Annotated in this window: 12 protein-coding genes; all 12 read right to left on the reverse strand. The window is 32.9% G+C overall.

Annotated elements, in window-relative coordinates:
- Positions 1-20: 20 nt before the first annotated feature.
- Entirely contained in the window at positions 21-1,949 is a 1,929-nt protein-coding gene (locus tag GQS57_RS04000; protein ID WP_205860200.1) for a glycoside hydrolase family 97 protein, read from the reverse strand.
- 19 nt (positions 1,950-1,968) lie between these two features.
- Positions 1,969-3,630 (reverse strand): hypothetical protein, encoded by a 1,662-nt coding sequence (locus GQS57_RS04005; protein WP_205860201.1) that lies wholly within the window; start codon positions 3,628-3,630, stop codon positions 1,969-1,971.
- Between the two features lie 7 nt (positions 3,631-3,637).
- Positions 3,638-5,794, reverse strand: coding sequence for an alpha-L-rhamnosidase C-terminal domain-containing protein (locus tag GQS57_RS04010; RefSeq protein ID WP_205860202.1), 2,157 nt, complete (start codon positions 5,792-5,794; stop codon positions 3,638-3,640).
- Between the two features lie 215 nt (positions 5,795-6,009).
- Positions 6,010-7,620 (reverse strand): alpha-L-fucosidase, encoded by a 1,611-nt coding sequence (locus tag GQS57_RS04015; RefSeq protein ID WP_165731306.1) that lies wholly within the window; start codon positions 7,618-7,620, stop codon positions 6,010-6,012.
- A gap of 20 nt (positions 7,621-7,640) precedes the next feature.
- Positions 7,641-9,215 carry an arylsulfatase gene (locus GQS57_RS04020; protein ID WP_165731307.1) on the reverse strand — a complete coding sequence of 525 codons (1,575 nt, stop codon included), beginning with the start codon at positions 9,213-9,215 and terminating at the stop codon, positions 7,641-7,643.
- Positions 9,216-9,221: 6 nt separating this feature from the next.
- Positions 9,222-11,642 carry a glycoside hydrolase N-terminal domain-containing protein gene (locus tag GQS57_RS04025; protein WP_205860203.1) on the reverse strand — a complete coding sequence of 807 codons (2,421 nt, stop codon included), beginning with the start codon at positions 11,640-11,642 and terminating at the stop codon, positions 9,222-9,224.
- Between the two features lie 27 nt (positions 11,643-11,669).
- Positions 11,670-12,578: a family 43 glycosylhydrolase gene (locus tag GQS57_RS04030; RefSeq protein ID WP_165731308.1), complete on the reverse strand. Its 909-nt coding sequence runs from the start codon at positions 12,576-12,578 to the stop codon at positions 11,670-11,672.
- 8 nt (positions 12,579-12,586) lie between these two features.
- The gene (locus GQS57_RS04035; RefSeq protein ID WP_205860204.1) at positions 12,587-14,164 is read right to left on the reverse strand and encodes an arylsulfatase; all 1,578 of its coding nucleotides are present in this window, start codon (positions 14,162-14,164) and stop codon (positions 12,587-12,589) included.
- A gap of 13 nt (positions 14,165-14,177) precedes the next feature.
- A complete protein-coding gene (locus GQS57_RS04040; RefSeq protein WP_165731309.1) occupies positions 14,178-15,650 on the reverse strand; it encodes an arylsulfatase in 1,473 nt (490 codons plus the stop codon).
- A gap of 46 nt (positions 15,651-15,696) precedes the next feature.
- Positions 15,697-17,316, reverse strand: a complete 1,620-nt coding sequence (locus tag GQS57_RS04045) for a glycoside hydrolase family 172 protein (RefSeq protein ID WP_205860205.1) — start codon at positions 17,314-17,316, stop codon at positions 15,697-15,699.
- A 372-nt stretch (positions 17,317-17,688) separates the two neighbouring features.
- Positions 17,689-19,824 carry a glycosyl hydrolase gene (locus GQS57_RS04050; protein WP_165731310.1) on the reverse strand — a complete coding sequence of 712 codons (2,136 nt, stop codon included), beginning with the start codon at positions 19,822-19,824 and terminating at the stop codon, positions 17,689-17,691.
- A gap of 14 nt (positions 19,825-19,838) precedes the next feature.
- Entirely contained in the window at positions 19,839-22,034 is a 2,196-nt protein-coding gene (locus tag GQS57_RS04055; RefSeq protein ID WP_165731311.1) for a glycosyl hydrolase, read from the reverse strand.
- Positions 22,035-22,045 lie beyond the last annotated feature (11 nt).

Raw genomic sequence — 22,045 nt, forward strand, 5'->3', positions numbered from 1 at the left:
TTAGTATTTGATTTTATCTTTTATTGATTTATTTCTGGGCGGATCCACATACAATGTCCGCCTCCAGGAGCTAATTTTGCTTGAATCAATTCTCCTTTTGTTACCATTCCTTTTCTTATTTGATACGCTTCTGGGTTTGTTTTACAATCCGTTTCTGGTGTGTCTTCATAATAAGTTACTTCGTAATTGATGCCTTCTTCTAGAAAATCTAAATTGATATCAAGTGTTCCTCCTTTTCGATCTATGACACTACCAATAAACCATTCTTTTCCATGACGTCTAGCTGTAGTTATATTTTTTGCCATTGCAGAATTTAAAATTCTAGTTTCATCCCATTTACCTACTGGCATTTTCTGAATAAATTCAAACAAATCTTCTTTTGCTGCATAAGCTTCCGGAGCATCTGGTATACAAACTAAACCACTGAAAATAACCAAGGTTCTTGCAACTTCTGACGTAACTGTAGAAAAATAAGTGTTTGATTTTCTCGGTCCTTTTTGTCTTTTTCCACTGTTGATATTTAACAAATCGAAATTTCCATTATTCATATCTAAAGGGCCCTGAATCGCATTTATTAAAGCCATTTTAATAAAGGTTTCTGGCGTAAATGCTTTTCTAGAATCTTGTTGCGCGTGGCAATACTCTCTTGTAATTGCATTCGGATACGTTCTGCTAACTCCCGTGTAAGGCACAGGACTGTCATGAAAATCGATGAGTAATTTATTCTCTGCACTTTTAATAATAGCATCTCTAGAAAAATCTGGATTATTGCCCATAAAGCCATATTTTATCCCTTTCATGTTTAAAGAATTAAAATATGGAAACAATGCATCATCCCCATAATTTCCTTTATGCCTGTCATAATAAAGTAACAATTCTACTTCTTTTTCTGCGGCATACTCAACTACAGTTTGTAAGTCTAATTCTTTAGCAATTTCAAAATGCCCTTTGCTTGTTTTTGTGTACCAATTGGCATCAATTAAAAAATATTCGATCTTTTTTTCTGCAGCAAAATCTATAAAACGCTTGTAACTCTCGGTGTTTACACCATATACAAAACCATCTTTTGCTGTATAACCATGTACACGCCAATCCCACAAAGTTTTACCAGGTTTTATCCAATCTGTATTTTCTATTTTATTAGGTGTTGCTAAATTTAATGTTACAGAATTGGTAACTAAATCTCCAGCTGTTTCTCCCACTAAAATTACTTTCCAAGGCGTAATAAGTTTTCCTTTTTGATTTTTAATTTCACTTACAGAAATTAGTTTCTCTGTACTATTATCAAAATCTACTTTCATGGTTTTAAACCCTCTGGATGAAACCAAATCTGATTCTAAAATAGAAAGGTGTTTTTGAGAAGCTGTTTCTACAACAATTGGTATGTGGAATTTCTGTTTTTTATTCTCTGTAGAGGTTAAATTCTGTATTTTAAGAGGCCCTTTAGGTGGAGCTTCTCCTGACGGATAATAAATAACATCATTCTTTGCCAGGTTATATTCGCTATAAAAATTGAATTGATTTTCTGGTTTTACGTTATCCAATTCAAAACGAAAACCAATCCCTTCATTATACGCTCTTGCATATAGTTTTCCTTGAATTTCATCAACTTTTAGGGTTAAAACAAGCTCGTTATAATGATCTTGAATTTCGCTAAATTGTCCCCAAACTGGTTTCCAAGTACTATTTAAAGTTTTGGTTTCGGTTTTAATAATTTCAATGTTAGAATTTGGTTTAATTGATAAAACTGATGCATCAACAACCATTTCATTATTCCAATTCAACATATAAATTAAATTTCCGTCTACAGCATCTAAACTTAATTGTACAGCTGCATTTGGTGATTTAATTTGTTTTATTTCTTCATTTTTAGAACAAGCATTCATCAAGAAAACAAATCCTAATAAAAGTGAAAAAACAATTCTTTTTTTCTTTAGTTTATACATCATAACAACTCCTTTTTTCTAATTATTTATTTCTAAGTTTATCTACCTTTTTATCTGCATTAACTTCTATATGCCTATTAAATTCTTGTGTATATAAGGTTGCTATTGAATTAAATTCTTCTGGAATTTTTTTATAAGATTCCCAAGCCTTATCATACTTTATAATCCATTTTTGAATTGCTTTTTGATCATTTTTAGAAACTGCATCAGACATATAAACCAATGTTCTATAAATTTTATACAATCTTAATCCATATTCTGCAGAACCAATAGAAAAGTTTTTTGTTTCCTCATTATTCCAGTCTATCGCTTTTGCTAGTTTTACAATTTGCTTCCACTTTTTTACGGATTCATCTTTTTGTTGAAGATTTCTTTTCTGTCCAATTGCCGTTTTTGCTGGATTTGGCCATCCAATTCCTTGATCTCTTGTCCACCAAGGATTCATATCAAAAAAAGTGGTGTTTCTTCCTCTTACAACCGCTTCCGCAGAAAGCAAACATAGTTTTCTAAAATTAGCAACATCTTTAGTTTTAAGGTGCAACTTTTCTATAGCATATCTATTAAAAATACTTTCTTCTGTCTGTTGTGTATCATTAGCCCATTGTGCCATAACCCACGAATTTAAATCGCACCACATTTCATTTTTTATATACGGACCTTCCCATCCACCTCCACGAGACCAAGTCCAAACTCCTGCAAATAATTCTGGTTTTTGGCTTGCAAATTCTCGAATACTGTTTATTTTATCTTCTGGCATTCTTGCATGTTCCTCAAAACCTTCTATTACTCCATTAGCAATATAATTAGGATACGCGCCTTTTCCTTCATATTCACGAGCCGACTGAACTTCTATAATTTGGCGATGACGCCCTTCTCCGATTATTTTACTAAACGGGCGACCTCTATGAAAATCTCCTTCGCAATGCTTAATACCAATTATTAAATTTGGATGCGGTTCTACGGCATCACTTACCTCTAAATAAGATTTTAAATTCCGATCGAAAGCAACCCAAGTTCTAAAAATAAGTTGCTTATTACGCTTTACACAAATCTCTTCACGTAAAATATTCATTAACGGAATGATGGTTTTTTGCGGATTTGACTTGTCTTTTATAGCACCTTGGTGATAAGGAGCATCGTGTAAATAAGTTTCTCCAATACGCACAACCAAACCATCTAAATCTGGAAATTGGTTGAACATTTCATTAATTTGAGCACGAATTAATTTTTCTGTTATGGCATTATTTGGGTCTCCAAAAGTATCTTGAATCTTAAATTTTTCAATAAGTTTCTTTGGGAACAAAACCAAATCTGTCATGGCATAAATAGCGATATCTTGTGCTTTACAATCCGCATGCATTTTTTTTATTTGCATCGCTTTATCATCTACCCAAGTACGTTCTTTAGAGCCTTTTGGTAAAATATCTTCATCTACAGACTCCCAATTAATTGCCAAAGCGGGAGATTCAAAAAGGAAATACACTTTTCCATTATAACCCATTTCTTTAATTACTGACGGATCATTATAATCCGTTTTATAAGGAGCTTCTCCCGGATTATGATGTACCATGTCTAAAATTAAAGACGATTTACTTGTATTCTGTGCACTTACATCACAACAAAAAACACCCAACAACATTAAAATTGCAACTCCTATTTTTTTATATAAATTTGATTCTTTCATTATTTTATCAATTATATACTTCTATATTATTTACACCCGATTGTAAGTGCAAAACACCTGTTTTACTAAGTTTTAATTCATTATTAACTTTTACTGTTGAAGTTGGTGTTACTTCAAATTCAGCTTTCATATTCGTAGGAATTTCTATAACATATCTTTCTATATTGTCTTCTTCCAAAGCATACGCTGCTTTTATCTTTCCTCTTATGGTTGGTACAATAATAGAGGTTGAATTAAGCCCTTCTAATTGTGGTTTTATGGAAGCGATTGTATAACCAGGTGTTAACGGTTTTATTCCCCATAAATATCTAGGAATTATATTTGCAGGAGCTGCACCCCAAGCATGGTTCCAATCAGAATTTGGTTTGTACTTCATGTCCCAAGATTCTAAAGTCATCGTAGCACCTATTTGTATCATATTATACCAACTTCTATTTTCTTTTGATGTTAATAAACTGAATGCATACTCACTTTCATTGGCGTTATAAAGTGCTTCTAACAAATATTGAGCTCCGTAAACACTACATGCCATTCCTCTCGATTTAATAAATTCTGCTACAGATGTAACATGTTTTTCTGGCACAATATTAAACGCTAAAGCCATCATATTAGCGTGTAATGATGCATGGTTTGTATCTTCACCATCTTTATAAAAACGGTTGCTTTTATCAAACAATTTATTGTTTATAGATGTTTTAACCTGAGCTGCTAAAGCACGATATTCTTTTTCTTCTGCTGTTTTACCAAGTAGTTGAGCAAATTCTGCCATTATTTCTACATTTCTGTAATACAAGCAATTTATAACCGTATTAATTGGAGTAAAAACAAATCCATCACGTTCACCTTCTGCAGTTGCTAGTTTCCAATAGCTATCTTTTTGAGCTGGAGGCCAATCTACAATGTCTTTTAATTTTGTTTTTTTATTTTTAAAACCCAATTTTTTCATGAATTCTGGAGTTGATTTAGAAGAGCTTATCAATCCATCTTCACGCTTTAATTCCATCAATGTTTTATGCTTTAACTCATCATAATACTTTTCAATTAATTCTGAATTACCAGTGTACATATAATCTGCATGAAACATCAATGCTACATGCAATTGCCATTCTGTTGGCCATGTAGGATTCTCCATAAAATATTCTATAGTTTGGCGTGCCATAGCATATTCTTTATCGGTTGTATAATGACTTAACTGATTTAAATACGCATCGGCTTCATACGGAATACGTTCTCTATCTCCATCTACATACAAACCAGCAAATGTTGTTGCTTTAATGGTATATTTGCATAAATCCCAAACTTGATTTAATATAGAATCTGAGCTTTTAAAATAACTTTCATCATCTTCCCAATAGCTGCGGTATACCAATTGGGTAAAATTATCTGCAGTAATAGCGTATTTAACATTTTCTACCTCAACATATCTAAAAGGCATCAATACCGGAAAAGAATCTGGTAACGCCACAGCAATCGATTTTGTATTTCTTTTGTCTGGTGTAATTTTTAATTGATACTCTACAATGTTTGGGATTACGGGTACTTTTATTTTTTGATAACGGATTGTCCCTTCCGGATTTCTGTTTATTTCACCATGAATCAATTGTTCTCCAATATGAAAAACAAGGGTGTCTTTTGTAGCTGTTTTATAATTGAATTTAAGTGTTGCAAAAGCATCTTTTCCAAAATCAATGAAGTAAGAATTATTACTTGTTTTCTGAATTTTTGTAGGTTTTATTTTATCAATTTGAAAACTATTTGCACTTGTAATTACACCTTTTTTAACACCCGTTTTAAATCTTTGAATTTCTGAAAATTGAGTTTCTTTTTGATTTATATCCCAAATTTTCACTTTCCAAAAATAAGTTTCACCTACTTCTAGAGTCGCTCCATTAAACGCAATATTTACTGAATTACTGCTTTCTATTTTTCCTGAATTCCAAATATCTCCATTATCATTTTCAATAAACTCTTTAGAAGATGCAACCAATATTTGATACGACCATTGTTGCACTGCAGCTCTTGGTAACTCCCAAGCAAATTCTGGTTTTAAGTCTATAATTAGAGTGTTTTGTGGTTGCCGAATATATTCTACAGATAATCCTACAGGTGCACTTTTCTCAATTATTTTACTACTCTTAGATTTACATACAAAAAGCAAAACCATACTGCTGATTATAGCGAGTGTGATATAATTATATAATTGAAATTGTTTAAGCATTCTTAATTTTATTCTATTAACTCTTTTTTCTATAATTCAAATACGTTTTTCTAATATCAATTTTACTATCATTAGTAATTTTTTCCCTGTCCTAGTTCTATAATCGTCTACATATTTTTCAAATAAGTTTATTAACTTAGCTAACTTTTCTGGGTGTTTTTTTAATCTTTATCAAACCCGTCTAAATCTACTTTTTTGGTTCCTTTTAGTGCTTTTGAAGCGTCTTTTTGAATTACATTAGCATGATGTTGCTCTTTTTTAGTTTCTATTTTAAAAGACCAAGCATAGGTAGTTTTACCTAAGTTTTTTGGAGGCGTAATAAAAAGTCCTTTTGAAGTCATTTTATATTTAACTTCTGCATCACTCCCCAATAAGGAAACTGCTTTTACATCTCTTTTTTTCCACCCTTTAGTTCCTTCAATTACAAATGATTTTAAAGGTTTAGTTGTTTTAATTGCAAATAAATTTTTTCCGTTTGTTGTAAAAGATAAGTTTTCGTTGTCTTGATGTGTTATTTTCCAATAACGAGAATCATAAATAGCTTCTCCATTTATTTTTAACCAAGCACCCATTGCTTTTAAACGTTCTACTTGCCATGCAGGAATGGTTCCATCTGCTTTTGGTCCAATATTTATTAAAAAGTTTCCATTACGACTAATAATTTCTACCATTTCGTGAATAACCTCTTCTACCGATTTCTTTTTATGTGGATAATTTGGGTCTTCTTCTGCTGCTAAATATCCAAATGAAGTACCAAAAGTGGTACAACTTTGCCATTTTGGACCGATTACTTTTAATCTTAAATTGTCTTTCTCTAAAGCACCAACACCATCTGGCCAGTTTCTATTTCCTCCTTTGTTGTTCAAATACACTTCTTGACCATGTGCAGCTCCATTATTCATAAAATCAGTAATCATTAATCGTAACTGATCATAATAATATTGAATTTCTGGTTTAAACTGTCCTTTAGCAGCATTGTTTCCATCTCTTGTAAAAATTGGAATATCATCAATCCATAAAAAATCTGGTTGGTATTTATCTTGAATTTCTTTCCAACGTGCAACATAATCATCTACAAACTCTTTGCTATAAGTAAAAGGTCCGTAAAGTAATTTTGCTTTTGGCATGCGTTTTATTTCTTCTACAATATCTGCTCTTGGATCAGCATTAACCACATATTTTTTTGTTGCAAAAAAACCAGTATGTCTTTCTCTGTGATACGAAGGCGCATATTTTAAACCTTTTTCTCTAACCGCTTTTCCTAAATCTCCAACAATATCTCTTTTTGGCCCCATATCTACAGAATTCCATGGCGTTAAATCAGAATCCCAATTTGCCCAACCATCATGATGTTCTGCTGTTAACACTACATATTTTGCACCTACTTCTGCAAATAGTTCAGCCCATTCTTCTGGATTCCAGTTTTCTGCTTTAAATTCTGGAATAATATCTTTATATCCAAATTCTGGTGGATTTGCTCCCCAACGCTCTTTCATATACGGATAATAATAGGCTGGATCTTCGTATAAAATCTTTGGTCCATGTTCTGCATAACCTCTATCTCCTTTTCTATGACCAATAACAGAATAAGGTCCCCAATGGATAAAAATTCCTATTTTACCATCATCAAACCAAGCAGGAACTTCCATTTTCTGAAGAGATTCCCAGCTTCCATCATATTTGTCTTTTGTTTCTTGTGCATACGAGTTTCCATTTAAAAGAAACAGCCAACACATAATTAACATCAGCTTAAAAACTTTTTTTGTAATCATGTTTTTATTTTTTTAGTTTATTACTCCTTAATGTTTATAATTTTTGCCCATTTAAAAAAACCATTGTTGTAATCACCATCACAAGCTTCTAAAAGCATTTTTTTTAATGAATTATATTTTTCTGGATGTTCTATTGATAGATCATTTTCTTCTTTAAAATCTTCTGGTAAATAATATAAATTAAAGGCTTTTTTATTATAATAATATCTAATTTTCCATCCATCATTTGTAATTAACGTTGGTCCTATAAAGGAAGAAAACACTACATAATCATGTTCAGCTTTAGATTTTTTTCCTAATAATTCATCATAAAAAGAAACTCCATCTACTTTTAATTCTTTAGAAAAACCAGTAATTTCTGCAACCGTTGGTAAAATATCATAACCCGCAACCAAGCGTTTACTGACACTTTTTGCTGCTATTTTATTAGGCCATCTTACAATTAACGGAACATTAATACCGCCTTGTAAATTACTTCGCTTAATCCCCGCTCTTCCTCCATTTCCGTCAAAAACATCACCTGCTAATTCACTATAATATTTTCTATCATAATCATCAAAACGCTGTTTTGTATATCTATTGGTGTATTTTTTATCTATTCGTCCTTCTTTTGCATAATAAATTTCATGTCCGTTATCCGCAGAAAAAATTACGATGGTATTGTCGTCTAATCCATTTTTTTTCAGCTCTTCCATAATTTCACCGACATTATCATCCAATAACTTCACCATAGAAGCATACTCTTTTTCTATCTGAGTTAATCTACTGTCGTTTATATAATCGTCATGAACTTTAGGTATAGAAACTGGTCCGTGTGGTAATTGTGTAGGGAAATACAAGAAAAATGGTTTGTCTTTATTTTTTCTAATAAATGTGGTAATACTATCCATAAAAATATCTTGCGAGTAGGTTTTTTTACCTGTCATATCCCATCGCTCTTTATACGCTTCTGGAGTTTCTGGTTCTATAGATTTTGCACAGTTTAATAGCGTATTACCTGTAATTTTTATCAGGCCTTGATTTCCGAATAAATAAGGAGGATAAAATCCGTGTGCTCTTACATGGTCTAAATAACCAAAATAATGATCCCATCCATGTCGGTTCATTTGCTGATGTGTAGCTGCAAATCCCCATTCTAATTTTCCGTATTGCGCTGTAACATAGCCTGCTTTTTGAGCAACTTCTCCTAAAAATAAATCTTCTTCTGGAATAGGTGTTAGAATCTTATTAATTTTAGCTTCAATTTCTTCTGGTGAGAAATTTTCTTGTCCCGCTTTTTTATAAATTCCTCCTTTAGAAATTTCAAAAGCTGTTGCGTGTGTATCTGTTTTACCGCTAATTAAAGAAGCTCTAGAAGGTGCACAAAGCATGCTAGAATACGAATTTTTAAAACGCATTCCTTCAGTTGCTAATTGATCTATGTTAGGCGTTTTTATAATTTTTTGCCCTTCATGACCTAACATTCCAATCCCTAAATCATCTGCATAAATAAGAATGATATTCGGTTTACTTTTTTGCTCTTGTTTTTTATCACAAGAAAAGAAAATAACAACTAGTAATACTATTAATTTAAAGGGACCATAGCTATTTTTCATCTTTTTTTAAAATTTTGGTTGATACACTTGATTCGCTTCTGTTTCAATTTCAACAACTTGATCTTTGTACAGAACTTTACAAATTCCACCTGCTTTAGAAAGTATTTTTACTGCGGTTAACTTTCCTGATTCCCATGAAATATCTACATCAAATCCTCCTCTTGCAGACAATCCTTTTACGGATCCACTTGCCCAACTTTTAGGAATTGCAGGTAATAAATTAATTACACCAGATTGACTTTGCATTAGCATTTCTGCGATTCCGGCAGTTGCTCCAAAATTAGCATCAATTTGAAAAGGTGGGTGTAAGCCAAATAAATTTGGACTGATATTTTTTGACATCAGTTTATGTAAACTAACCTCACTATTTTCTCCGTCTCCTAATCGTGCATATTGGTTGATTAACCAAGCCGAACTCCAACCTGTATGACCACCACCATGTTGAATTCTAAAATCTAACGATTTTCTAGCTGCTTTAGCCAATTCTGGAGTGTTATTCACATCAATTTGATATCCTGGATGCAAAGCAAAAAGGTGAGAAATATGTCTGTGTCCTGGTTCTTTTTCTTTAAACTCTTCGTCCCATTCCATCAATCTACCATCAGAACCAATTTTTGGTCCAGTCAGTTGTTTTTGTGCGCTTTTTACTTGTTGTAAAAATTCATCATTTTCACCTAAAGCAGTAGCTGCATCAATATAATTTTTAAACAATTGCCAAATAACTTGTTGGTCATGTGCAGGTCCCATACAAATTTGTGTTTCACTACCATCTGGTGCAAAAAAGGTGTTTTCTGGAGACACTGAAGGTCCGGAAACCAATTCTCCATTTTTAGGATTCGGTATTAACCAATCCATATAAAACTGCGTAGAACCTTTAAGAACTGGGAATTCTTTTTTCAAGAATTCTTTATCTAACGTAAAGTAATAATGCTCCATAATATGCGTTGCTAACCAAGCACCACCACCAACGTGCATTCCCCAACTAGATTTTTCTCCTGGAGAAGTATAACCCCAAACATTGGTTATAGGATGCACTACCCAACCTCTTGCATCATAATGTACTTTAGCTGTTTTTCCACCTGGTTTTTGTATAGAACTCATTAAATCGAAAAGAGGTAAATGCATTTCTCCTAAATTGGCCGTTTCTGCCAACCAATAATTCATCTGTACATTAACATCTGTATGGTAATCTCCGTTCCAAGGTAATTGTACTTTGTTTCCCCAAATTCCTTGTAAATTAGCAGGTAAAGATCCTGGTCTAGAAGATGAAATTAATAAGTATCTACCGTATTGAAACATCAATTCTACTAAATGTAAATCTGATTGTTTTTGTTTAAAATTCTGAACCCTTACATCTGTAGGAATTGTATCTAACGCTGTTGTTAATTTTAAATCTACTCTACTATAATATTTTTGATAATCTTTTACATGACGATTTAAAAGCTCATTATACGCTAAGTCTTTTCCTTTCTGTAAATACGTTTCTGTTAAGTTTTCAAAATCTCTTCCTTTGTACGTTGGATATTCTAAAACATAGTCTGTTGATGCCGTTAAATATAAAGTTACCTCATCTGCATTTTTAACTACTAAAGTTGAATCGCTATAGTTTACTTCTCCATTTTTATTAGAAGCTGATAAGCGCGCCATGTATTTTAAACCATCTCCATCTTTACCATCAGAAAGTGCTCCTTGCATGATTAATTGATCAGCTTTAGAAGATACTTGATATCTTTCTGGTCTAGTTAATGAACTTGTAAAAGAAATTTTACCAGGTTTATTCGCTGTAAATTTAATTGCCATTACTTGATCTGGGTGACTTACAAATATTTCTCTTTTGTACTCTACACCATCTTGTGTATAGCTCACATTAACCGTTGCGTTTTCTAAATCTAATTCTCTATGATAATTTTGATACTCGCTTTGTGAATCAAAATCAATCCATAAATCCCCCAACGTTTGAAAACTACCAAAAGGTACATTGGCACCTTTACCAAAACCAGAACCTGCTCCTTTAGCAATCTGTGTTTTTTTAGTTAACTCCGTAGCTTCTTTATATTTTCCTTCAAACAAGAATCTGCGAATTTCTGCTTGTGCAGGCAATGCTTCTGGGTTGTCATTATCATCTACACTACCAGACCACATGCTTTCTTCATTTAACTGAATACGTTCTTTATTGACGCCTCCAAAAACCATAGCTCCTAAAGATCCATTTCCTAAAGGAAGTGATTTTAACCATTCTGGATCATCTTTTGTTGGTTTGGTAAAATCTTTAACCGTTGCATCTGCAGGTTGATTATACCACAATTTAAGTGATGATGCTTCTTCTACTTTTTTATCACAATTACTTAAAAGCAACAAAAAACAAAAGCTTAGACAGACGTACAGAATATCTTTATTCATATATTTTAGGTTATTCATTTTTTTCATAGTTGATTCGTTTTTCTTATAATTTCTTTATTTCTTTTCTAAAGTATAAATGATTGGTTCAATAGTGCCATCTTCTCTAAAAGTCATTTTATCGAAACAAGTAGACCTTCTATGATAAGAACCTTCATTTACATCACCTCGGTGATAAAAGAAATACCATTCATTTTTAAACTCAATAACCGATGCATGATTTGGTGCATTAGGTGCATCTGGTGCTAATTCTCCTTTTAAAGTAGCAAATTGTGGTAATGGCGAATCTGCCATCCAATACTTTGTAACCTTACCAACTCTAGCATGAAAATAATAGGTATCATTTCTTTTAAAAACATGCACCGCTTCATTTACAGGTTCTTTACTCAGTTGCACCCAAGGTCCATCTAATTCAATCATATTATCTTTTAGCTTTGCGCCCATAATATGTCTTCCAGGTTCGCCAATATTAACTTTACCGTCATTTCCATAAATATAAGCTTGTCCATCATCATCTACAAAAACAGTAGGATCGAAAATGGTTGTAATTTTATCCGACACCGCTTCTTCCCAAGGACCTATTGGAGTGCGGCTTTTTGCAACACCAATATCCGTTTTGTTGTATGGGAAATAAAAATAATACCAGCCGTTTTTATAAGCAACATCTGGCGCATTCATTTGCCCATGAGCCCAACTATATTCACGTGGTTTCAATACAACACCGTGATTAATCCATATTTTTAAATCTGATGATTCTAAAACGGCATAATCTTGCATAGTACTATAACCAACTGCTCCCTCTACATCTCTAGAAGTATACACATATACTTTGTCATTAAAAACTTCAGCAGCAGGATCTGCAGCATAAATAAAACCTGTATCATTTTTATGTAAAATTGGGTTTTGAGCAATAGAAATATTACTTATTAGTGATAATAAAAAAATTAAACAGCTTATTTTTTTCATGATTCTATTTAGTTAATTATCTTTTCAATTTGTTTCCAGCCTTCCATTCCTTCATTGGTTTGGATTGCTCCGTTGGTACTTCTACCGTCTAAAATTAATTTTTTAAGCGCAGCTTTTAACTCAGCAGCTTTTTCCGGATTGCTAGCAATTAAGTTTGTAGTTTCTCCGATATCATTTTTAAGATTAAACAACTGCATTGCTGGTAAATCTAATTGCTGCTTTTTTATATCGTTTGCTCTCGGATAGCTCCATCCACCAGAACCTGGTGTTGTACATAATTTCCAATCGCCATGTTTTATCGAAAAATCTCCGTCTATAGAATGGTACACAATATATTCTCTTATTTCATTTTCGTTTTTTCCTTCTAAAAGAGACAACATACTGTAACTATCTTCTCCTTCCGAATCTTTCATTTTATAACCCGCAATTTCTGCACAGGTTGCAAAAAAGTCTGTAGTACCAATTGTTTTATCTGTACTACTATTTTTTGAAGCTTGATTTGGCCATTCAACAATAAAAGGTACGCGATGTCCGCCTTCATAAATATCAGATTTCATTCCTCTAAACACATAACTAGGATCGTGATCAAATGCTTCTAATTCTTTAAAATTTGCTTTTGGAGAACAGCCATTATCACTGGTAAAAACCAACAATGTATTTTCTGAAATCCCTAAATCTTTTAATTTTTTTCTAATTTGACCTACTACATCATCTACTTGCATTACAAAATCTCCATACAAGTTGGTATTACTTTTTCCAACAAATTCTGCTGGAGGTAAAATAGGTGTATGGGGTGCTGGTAAAGGCAGATATAAAAAGAAAGGTTCCTCACCTTTCGCTTTTTCATCAATATACGTAATTGCTCTATCTGTTAAATCTTGTAAAACTGTTTCGTGTACAAAATCATCTGACGTTGGCCCTCTTCTCCAAGTTCCTTTTGCATCTTTATTAACAGTCATTTTTGTAGGCACCATTGTTGGCATGTCATTTTCTACATACACATAAGGAGGCATGTCTAAAGAACCACAAAATCCGAAGGAATAATCAAAACCATGTGTAGATGGCCCATTTGTAATGGGTGCTGTATAATTTACATCCTGAATTGTATGCAAATTATTTATATTATCTTTTACTTCGCTATTAAAAGCCCAATCCCAACCCATGTGCCATTTACCAATAAATGCAGTAGTATAACCTTGTGTTTTTAACATATCTGCAACAGTAACACGATTTGGCGTTATTAACGATTTTGAATACCCACCAATTACGCTACTTTTTAAGCGACTTCTCCAATTATAACGCCCTGTTAAAATACCGTATCTAGTTGGTGTACAAACCGCAGAAGAAGTATGCGCATCTGTAAACATTACACCGTTAGACGCCATATCATCTAAGTGAACCGTTGGTATTTTACTTTCTGGATTAAAACTTTTTACATCTCCATACCCTAAATCATCTGCCAAAATGTAAATGATATTAGGCTTTTTAGCAACTACATTTCCTTCTTCTTTTTTTACTTTAGAAGAACTACAAGCGGAAAAAATTAATATCGAAACTACTAATAATTGATAGCTATATTTACTCATTTTATCTATAATTTTATTTTTTATTTTCTCTTTTTTTAATTGCTAATGCTCTTGTTTCTAAAGGAAACTCTGCATTTTCTGTTCTTACATTTTTTAATATTGAAAGCATTTCCTTTAACTTCTCTGGTTCTTGTTTTGCCAGATTATTCTGTTCGCCAAGGTCTGTTGACAAATTGTATAATTCTGGTTCTTTTTCTAACAACCAAACTAATTTCCAATCTCCTTGTCTGATAGCTTGAATTGGTCCTTGACGCTCGTTAAACTCCCAATATAAATATTCGTGTTCTTTTTGATCTTTTCTTTTCCCTAACAATTCTGGTGCAAAAGAAATCCCGTTGATGTCTTTATTTTCTGGTGTAACACCTGCAATATCGCAAACTGTTGGTAAGAAATCCCAAAAAGCAGAAATGTGTTCACTTTTAGTTGATGGAGCAACTTTACCAGGATATCTCGCAATTAAAGGAACTCTAATTCCGCCTTCATACAACTCGCGTTTACCACCTCTTAAATCTCCATTACTGTTAAAAAATTTGTCTCTTTTTTCAAATTCTGGGCCATTATCACTAGAAAAGAAAACAATGGTATTATCATCAATTCCTAATTCTTTTAACTTGTCTAATAATCGTCCAATATCTCTATCCATTCGAGAAACCATACCTGCATAACTAGTATTTCCTTCGGGGTCATTTTTGTAATGCCCTGTTGTATTCATTTTACGTTTTGGCCATCCTAAGTCTAGATATTGTTTTTTAGAATCTTCTGGAACTGTAATTTCTAAATGTGGTAATGTTAATGCCATATAAAGAAAAAACGGATTGTCTTTTTCTCTTTCAATATAACTTAGTGCTTCGTTTGCAAATATATCGTGTGTATATTTTCCTTGTTTTAATAAAGGCTTGTTTCCTTCCAAAACATAAGGATCATTATTCAAATAAAGCGTGTCTGCATAATAATGATGCGCTTGTGCATGTTTTTTGTATCCTAAGAAATAATCGAACCCATGTTCTGATGGAAAATTACCATTGGTATTTCCTTCGGATAAACCCCATTTACCTAAAATAGCCGTTTTATACCCTACTTTTTTAAGCTCGTTGGCAACTGTTTTTTCATGTCTTTTTAAATTGACAGGTTCCCCACTATTGGTCCAAACTGGATTTCCTCTTACTGTTGCATGTCCTTGATCATAACCCGTTAACAAACTTGCTCGAGATGGCATGCACACTGTAGAACCCGAGTAATGATTAGTAAAAATCATTCCCTCAGCCGCCATTTTATCTAAATTTGGTGTTTTAATTTTAGTCTGACCGTAAGGTCCGATATCTGCATAACCCAAATCATCAGCTAAAATATAAATGATATTCGGCTTTTTTGCTACTTCCTTATTTTCAGTTATAGAAGCCGTTTTATTTTCTTTTACGGTTTTACAACTTGTAAAAGAAACGGCAGCAATTGCAATTATCAATAGAAACTTTACCCTATTTTTCATTCTAAAATTTATTTATATAAAATTCGTTTTTAAGCATTATTAAAGATTACCAACTTGGTAATATTAAAACTTGTTCTGGCACAGGTTTTACGTTGGCTGTAGAATTTGCATCTCCATACCAATACATTCCCAATGTGTATTGCATATCGCAATCTGCCCAACTCCACACTTCCATATCTAGTTTTAAAGAACTACTAAAAGGCATTCCGTCTAAAGCTCTCGTTCTTGTTTCTGTGCTATAGCCTTGAGTGTTTCTTTCGTTGGTAGTTTTTCTGTTGAACTTGTTGTACACATTGCTACGAGGTTGTGCATGAAATGGATGTTCATAGAAATCTGTACTGATTCCTCCCCATGAATACGCATAATAATCTTCGGTTCCGGTACCAAAAATAGATGGAAACTTTTCTCCATCTACATAAATTTTTTCATCTCCTTCTCCCCACCATTTTTTAACCGGATTCATTACCGTAAGTGCATCTCCTACATAAACTCCTCTACCTTTTATGGTGATGTAATTCCAATCTGAAAAAGGACGTGTTGCTACAGGATATTGCTGACGAAAACCTGCATGGAAATACATAGAGTTCTCATCCCATTGCCAAGTTTCTACTTTGGTTTTTAGCTTAAAATCGATAGCTGTTGTACCCAAATTAAGAATGGTAATTTTTGCTTCTTTTTGATAGGGCATTACCCATCTACTAGACAACGTACCATCTTCTGCTACTGTTCTGTACCAACCTTTAAAAGGATGTAAACCAACTCCTGTTCCGAAAAAATCGCCAATTGGCGACCAAACTGTTTCTTTTCCATCAAAATTTATTTTGATAACAACCCCACGTGTAACTGTAGAATCTTGATAACTTTTTAATTTTAAAGCAAGGTTTTTTATAGCAGCTGTTCCTTTTTGAAGCTCAAAAACTTTTTCTTCATTTGGTTTTAGTTGATGAAAATCTGTAGCGTTTTCAAACTCATTTTTATTTTCTGATTGCAAAAGTGTTGTTGCAACTTCTTCTATTGCTGATTTTGCTTGTTGATAATCTTCTAATGTAAACGTTTTTATAGCTGTTTCAGCAGGGTATTCTCTGTAGGTAAATTGATAGAAAAAAGGACGTTCTGTAACTGTAATTTTACAACTCTTTGCATACGGAATTGGGAAAAAAGAAACTGCAGAACGCAATGATTTATGCGCTAACGGAAAAGGAATTAATCCGTCTCCGTTTAATAAATCTAACATATTTCCTTCTAAGGCTGGAGTGTCTGAACCGTCTAAATAAAATTTAATAATACTGTTTGTGCTTGGTTTTTGAGCATTTTTAAAAGGCATCCAAGTACGCACTATTGCGCCAGCACCTTTGTGATCCATTAGTACCCATTCTTTTTGTCCGTTTATTTCTTCAACACGAATAAAATTATGGTCTTTGTTATTGTTATTATGATCTTTATTGTTGAACCATCCAACAGAATCTGTAGGATTTACAGAAGCTCTATTATAACTACTTTCTTGTTTTAATCTAAAATTAGTTTCTGGAAACTGAGCAATATGCTCTCTACTTACCATTTCATTTAACAACGACTGAATAGTAATTTTTTGGTCTACTTTTTTACAGGAAAAGACACTTATCAAAAAAATAAGGGGTATGATTTCACCTATAAGCGATCGTTTCATTTTGCTAGTTTTATATTCAAGTTTTCTAGAGTGGTTATTTCTAGAACTAAATTCAAATATAAAAATATTAGATTCTAATGTTGGAGACTATTGTTGCATCAAATAACTACAAATGTTGCATTTTGGTAAATTGTAGTGATTACAAGAGGTTACAAGACACTTTTGTCTAATTCACTTAAGGTTTAAACAAATAGTAAACACTTCTAATTTATGATTACAAAAAGTTACTAGAATTTTATTCTGACCTTTTAAAAGGTATATTTTCAAAACAAAAGAGGCAAAATTAATAACATTTTTAGTCGTTAATTTCGCCTCTTTTTAGACTATATCTTAATAGCTTTTCTGAAACTTTTTAGCTATTTATTTTAGGTTTTATTGAATAATAATTTTCTTTGTACTTGTTCCTAAATCAGATTTTATCTTAATAATATATAATCCATTAGACAATTCACTCACATTTATTCTAGACTTTAAACCAGTAACTTTTTTAACTTGCTGCCCCATGGTATTGTAAAAAGTTAATGCTACATTATTTTGAGCAAACTCTTCTGAATACTTTATGTTTAAGATTCCGTTATCTACAATTGTTGGGTATACTAAAACTTTAGCATCAACCTCAGCATCTCCTACCGCTAAATTTGCACCTTGCTCATACACTTCCTGTGTGTATGCTACAGGCGAAACATGGTCTCTATACATTTCTCCAGAAATACTTAATGTTACAGGATATCTTACTGACATTAATGAGTATACTTCGCTATCTGGTTGCCAAGTAAATACTGCGTAACGCTCTATAAAATCTGTTTCATCTAATTTATTAAGATACGATTCTAAACCATCGCTAGCTGCTTGGTTTGTAGTTGGCTTATTAGAAACCCAAGTTGCACCATAATTAAATTCTTTAATCCAAATTGGACGTTGCCATTTATCATAAATCTTTTTTAACCAATTGTAAAAATTGGCTGGTGTTGTTTTTTTATAATAATGAACCACCATATAATCTACACGTAACCCTGCTGCTTCCGCCTTGGTCATAAACTCATTTCGCCAAGTTTCTCCTCTTGCACCATCTGTATTTGCAGGAGAACCTAAACGTAAACCAGAAGCTAATAAAAGCTCATATTTTTCAATAGCTTTATCAGTAGTCATATTAGATTGATCATCATTATCTGGCTCGTTAAAAGCCATGTGATGTGAAATATCCATTCTTTTCCCAAGGCTTATAGGTTTATCAATAGAGCCTCCGCCCCATTGGTTTGGTACAAACTCTGCATCTCCAATTGCTTCACCATCATTACCCCAGTTGTAATGCCAAGAAGTATTTAATGCTGCAACAACAGCATCTCCTTTAGCGCCCATTCCTTTTTTAAGTACATCTTTCCATGGAGAAACACGAATAAAAGAAGCCGTTTTTTGTAATACTGCCGGAAGATTAATTCTTAAATTATTGTCTTGAGCAACATATACTTTACTTACTCCAGTACCATTTACATCTTCAGCAAAAGTTACCATATAGCCTTTATCTAATGTAAAAGAAACCGCCCAATTGTCGTAATCTCCTAAAGTACCATTATAATAACCACAATACATTTGATGCTCTGTACCAGAAAAATCATATTCAGAATAAATTTTAAGTACAGGATCATTTACTCTAGTTGCTTCAAAAGCAACTTCTGCTGCTTGTAAATCTGCCAAAGCAGCATCTAATGTTGCAGAAGTAGCTTCACAGTTTGCAAGTGCTATATTAGCGTTGGTTATTGCTGTTTGAAAAGCATCTACCCCAGATTGAGAGTATTGATTATACTTTTCACCTACAACTGCAGTAGAAATTAAAGTTTCTGCAGCACCTACAGTTCCTTGTAAAAGTATGCGGTTTTCACTGGCATTAAGTATGGCAATATTATCGAAATAGAATTGCCCATTGTTTGCATACATATACAATAATTGAATATCTATTTTAGCAATGTCTTCTGCTTCTTCTAAAAAAGGAGCTCCTTCATAAACCAATTCTCCTTTATTATAAAGATTTACTTTTTTAGTTGTAAAATTAATTTGAGCAGAAATACTGTAATCTGTATCCTTATTTAAGGTTACTACAGGTGTTCCATCTGCAAAACCACCTGGAACTCCATTTTCCATTACAGTTGCAATTTTAATGGATGCCGTACCTTTACCTACTGATATACTTGTAAGATGTTTACCTGTTGATGAAACTAAATGAACCTGCCCATTTACAGAGTTACGCGAAGCATTTACATCAAAAGAAAAAGCAGCATTACTTGTTACAGGAGTAAGTGTTCTGTATGCAGATGGCATTGTTGTACTATGTTCAAACTTTAGTTTACCATTAGCAACTGTAACGCTTCCTGAAGTATTGTATTCTGTCCATTCGGTTGGTAATGCACCTGCAGTATCAAAAGTATCATTTATAACACTTCCACAAGGATCTGTTTGTGCAAATCCATAGAAACTAAATAAAATGACTATAAATTTTAGTAAATTTTTCATCTTGTTAGGTTTTATTATTGATTGGTTATTATAATTTTTTTGTTAATTTTTTTATCTCCAGAAATCATCTGAACCAAATAAACGCCATTACTTAAACTAGAAACATCTATTTGCTTTGGAGTATTTGTTTTCTTAAAAACCTCTTTTCCGTAGACATTAAATATTTTTACAACAACATTGTTTGTTATTGAAGATGCTGCATAATTAATAGTAAGCTCTTTACCTGTTATTGGGTTTGGATAAAGTCTAATATTAGATTTCTCAAAACTTGTTACCGCTAAGTTTACACCTTGTTCATATACTTCTTGGGTATACGCAACAGGTGAAACATGGTCTCTATACATAATGCCAGAAACATTTAATTCTATAGGTCTACGTACTGTAAAAAAGGTAAAACGCTCTGCATTATCTGGTTGCCAAGTAAATACAGAATAACGCTCTACAAAGCTAGTATCATCTAACATATTTATATAAGATTCTAACCCATCACTAGAAGCTTGAATGTCTGCTGGTTTATTAGACACCCATGGAGCGCCATAATTAAATTCTTTAATCCAAACTGGACGTTGCCATTTGTCATGAATTGCTTTTAGCCAATTGTAAAAATTAGCTGGAGATGTTTTTTTATAATAATGTACTACTATATAATCTACACGTAAACCTTTTGCTTCTGCTTTCTCCATAAATTCATTACGCCAAGTAGCTCCTTTTGCTCCATCTGTATTTGCAGGAGAGCCCAAACGTAAACCAGATGCTAGCAACAACTCATATTTTTCTATAGCCTTATCTGTTGTCATATTAGATTGGTCATCATTATCTGGTTCGTTAAAAGCCATATGATGCGAAATATCCATTCTTTCACCTAAACTAACCGATTTTGAGATGGAACCACCAGACCATTGGTTGGGTACAAATTCAATTTCTCCTAAATTTTCACCAGTATTGCTCCAATTGTAATACCAAGAGTTATTTAAAGCAACAGCAACATCAGTACCTCCACCTGCAAGTCCTTTTTTATGAACATCTCTCCAAGGAGAAACACGAATAAATGAAGCTTTCTTTTGTAATTCTGCAGGAAGATTAATTCTTAAATCGTGGTCTGCCGCTACATATACCTTACTTACACCGGTGCCGTTTACATCTTCTGCAAAAGTTGCCATATATCCTTTATCTAAGGTAAATGAAACTGCCCAGTTATCGTATGCAGCTAAAGTACCGTTGTAGAAACCACAATATATTTCGTGCATATCACCAGAAAAATCATATTCTGAATAAATTTTAAGAACAGGATCATCTTTTTTTGTAGCCTCAAAAACTACTTTTGCTGCTTGTAAATCTGCCAAAGCTTGATCTACTGCTGCAGAAGTCGCCTCACAATTTGCAAGTACTGTTTTTACTTCATTTAATACTGTTTGAAAAGTAGCTACTGCTGTTTGCGGATATTGCCCGTAATTAACTCCAATAGAAACTGCAGAAAGCAAGGTTTCTGATACACTAACACTACTCATTAAGTTTAAACGGTTTTCATCTACACTTAAAAAATAAATATTATCGAATTGGAATTGTCCATTATCATTATACATAAATAATGATTGAATATCTACTTTAGCAATATTATTTGCTGGTTCTAGAAACGGAACATCTGCCGCCATTAATACACCATCTACATAATAATCTATTGTTTTGGTAGTAAAATTGATGTTTGCATTAATTGCATAAAAGGTGTTTGTTTGTAAAGTTATCTCTGGAGATCCATTAGTAAAACCACCAGGAACACCTTCTAAAATGGTTGTTGCATATTGTATACTTGCAGATTTAGAACCAACATCAAGCGTAGCTAAATATTGCCCTGTTTCCGAGATTAAATTTACCTGACAACTTGCATAAGAACGACTGGCAGATACATCAAAAGAAAGCGTTACTTTATTTGAAATAGCGTTAAAAGTTCTGTATGCTGATGGCTGATCTGTACTATGTTCAAATTTTAACTTACCACTAGCAAAAGTTGCACTACCTGTAGTATTATATTCTGTCCATTCGGTTGGACCACTAGCAAAAGTTGCACTACCTGTAGTATTATATTCTGTCCATTCGGTTGGTAATGCACCTGCTTCATCAAACGTATCATTTAGTATTGTTCCACATGGATTTGTTTGTGAAAATCCATAGAAAGTGAATAAAAAGACTATTAACTTTAGTAAATTTCTCATTTTATTAAGTT

Source organism: Polaribacter sp. 20A6 (genome assembly GCF_011378915.1).
GTDB classification, from domain to species: Bacteria; Bacteroidota; Bacteroidia; order Flavobacteriales; family Flavobacteriaceae; genus Polaribacter; species Polaribacter sejongensis.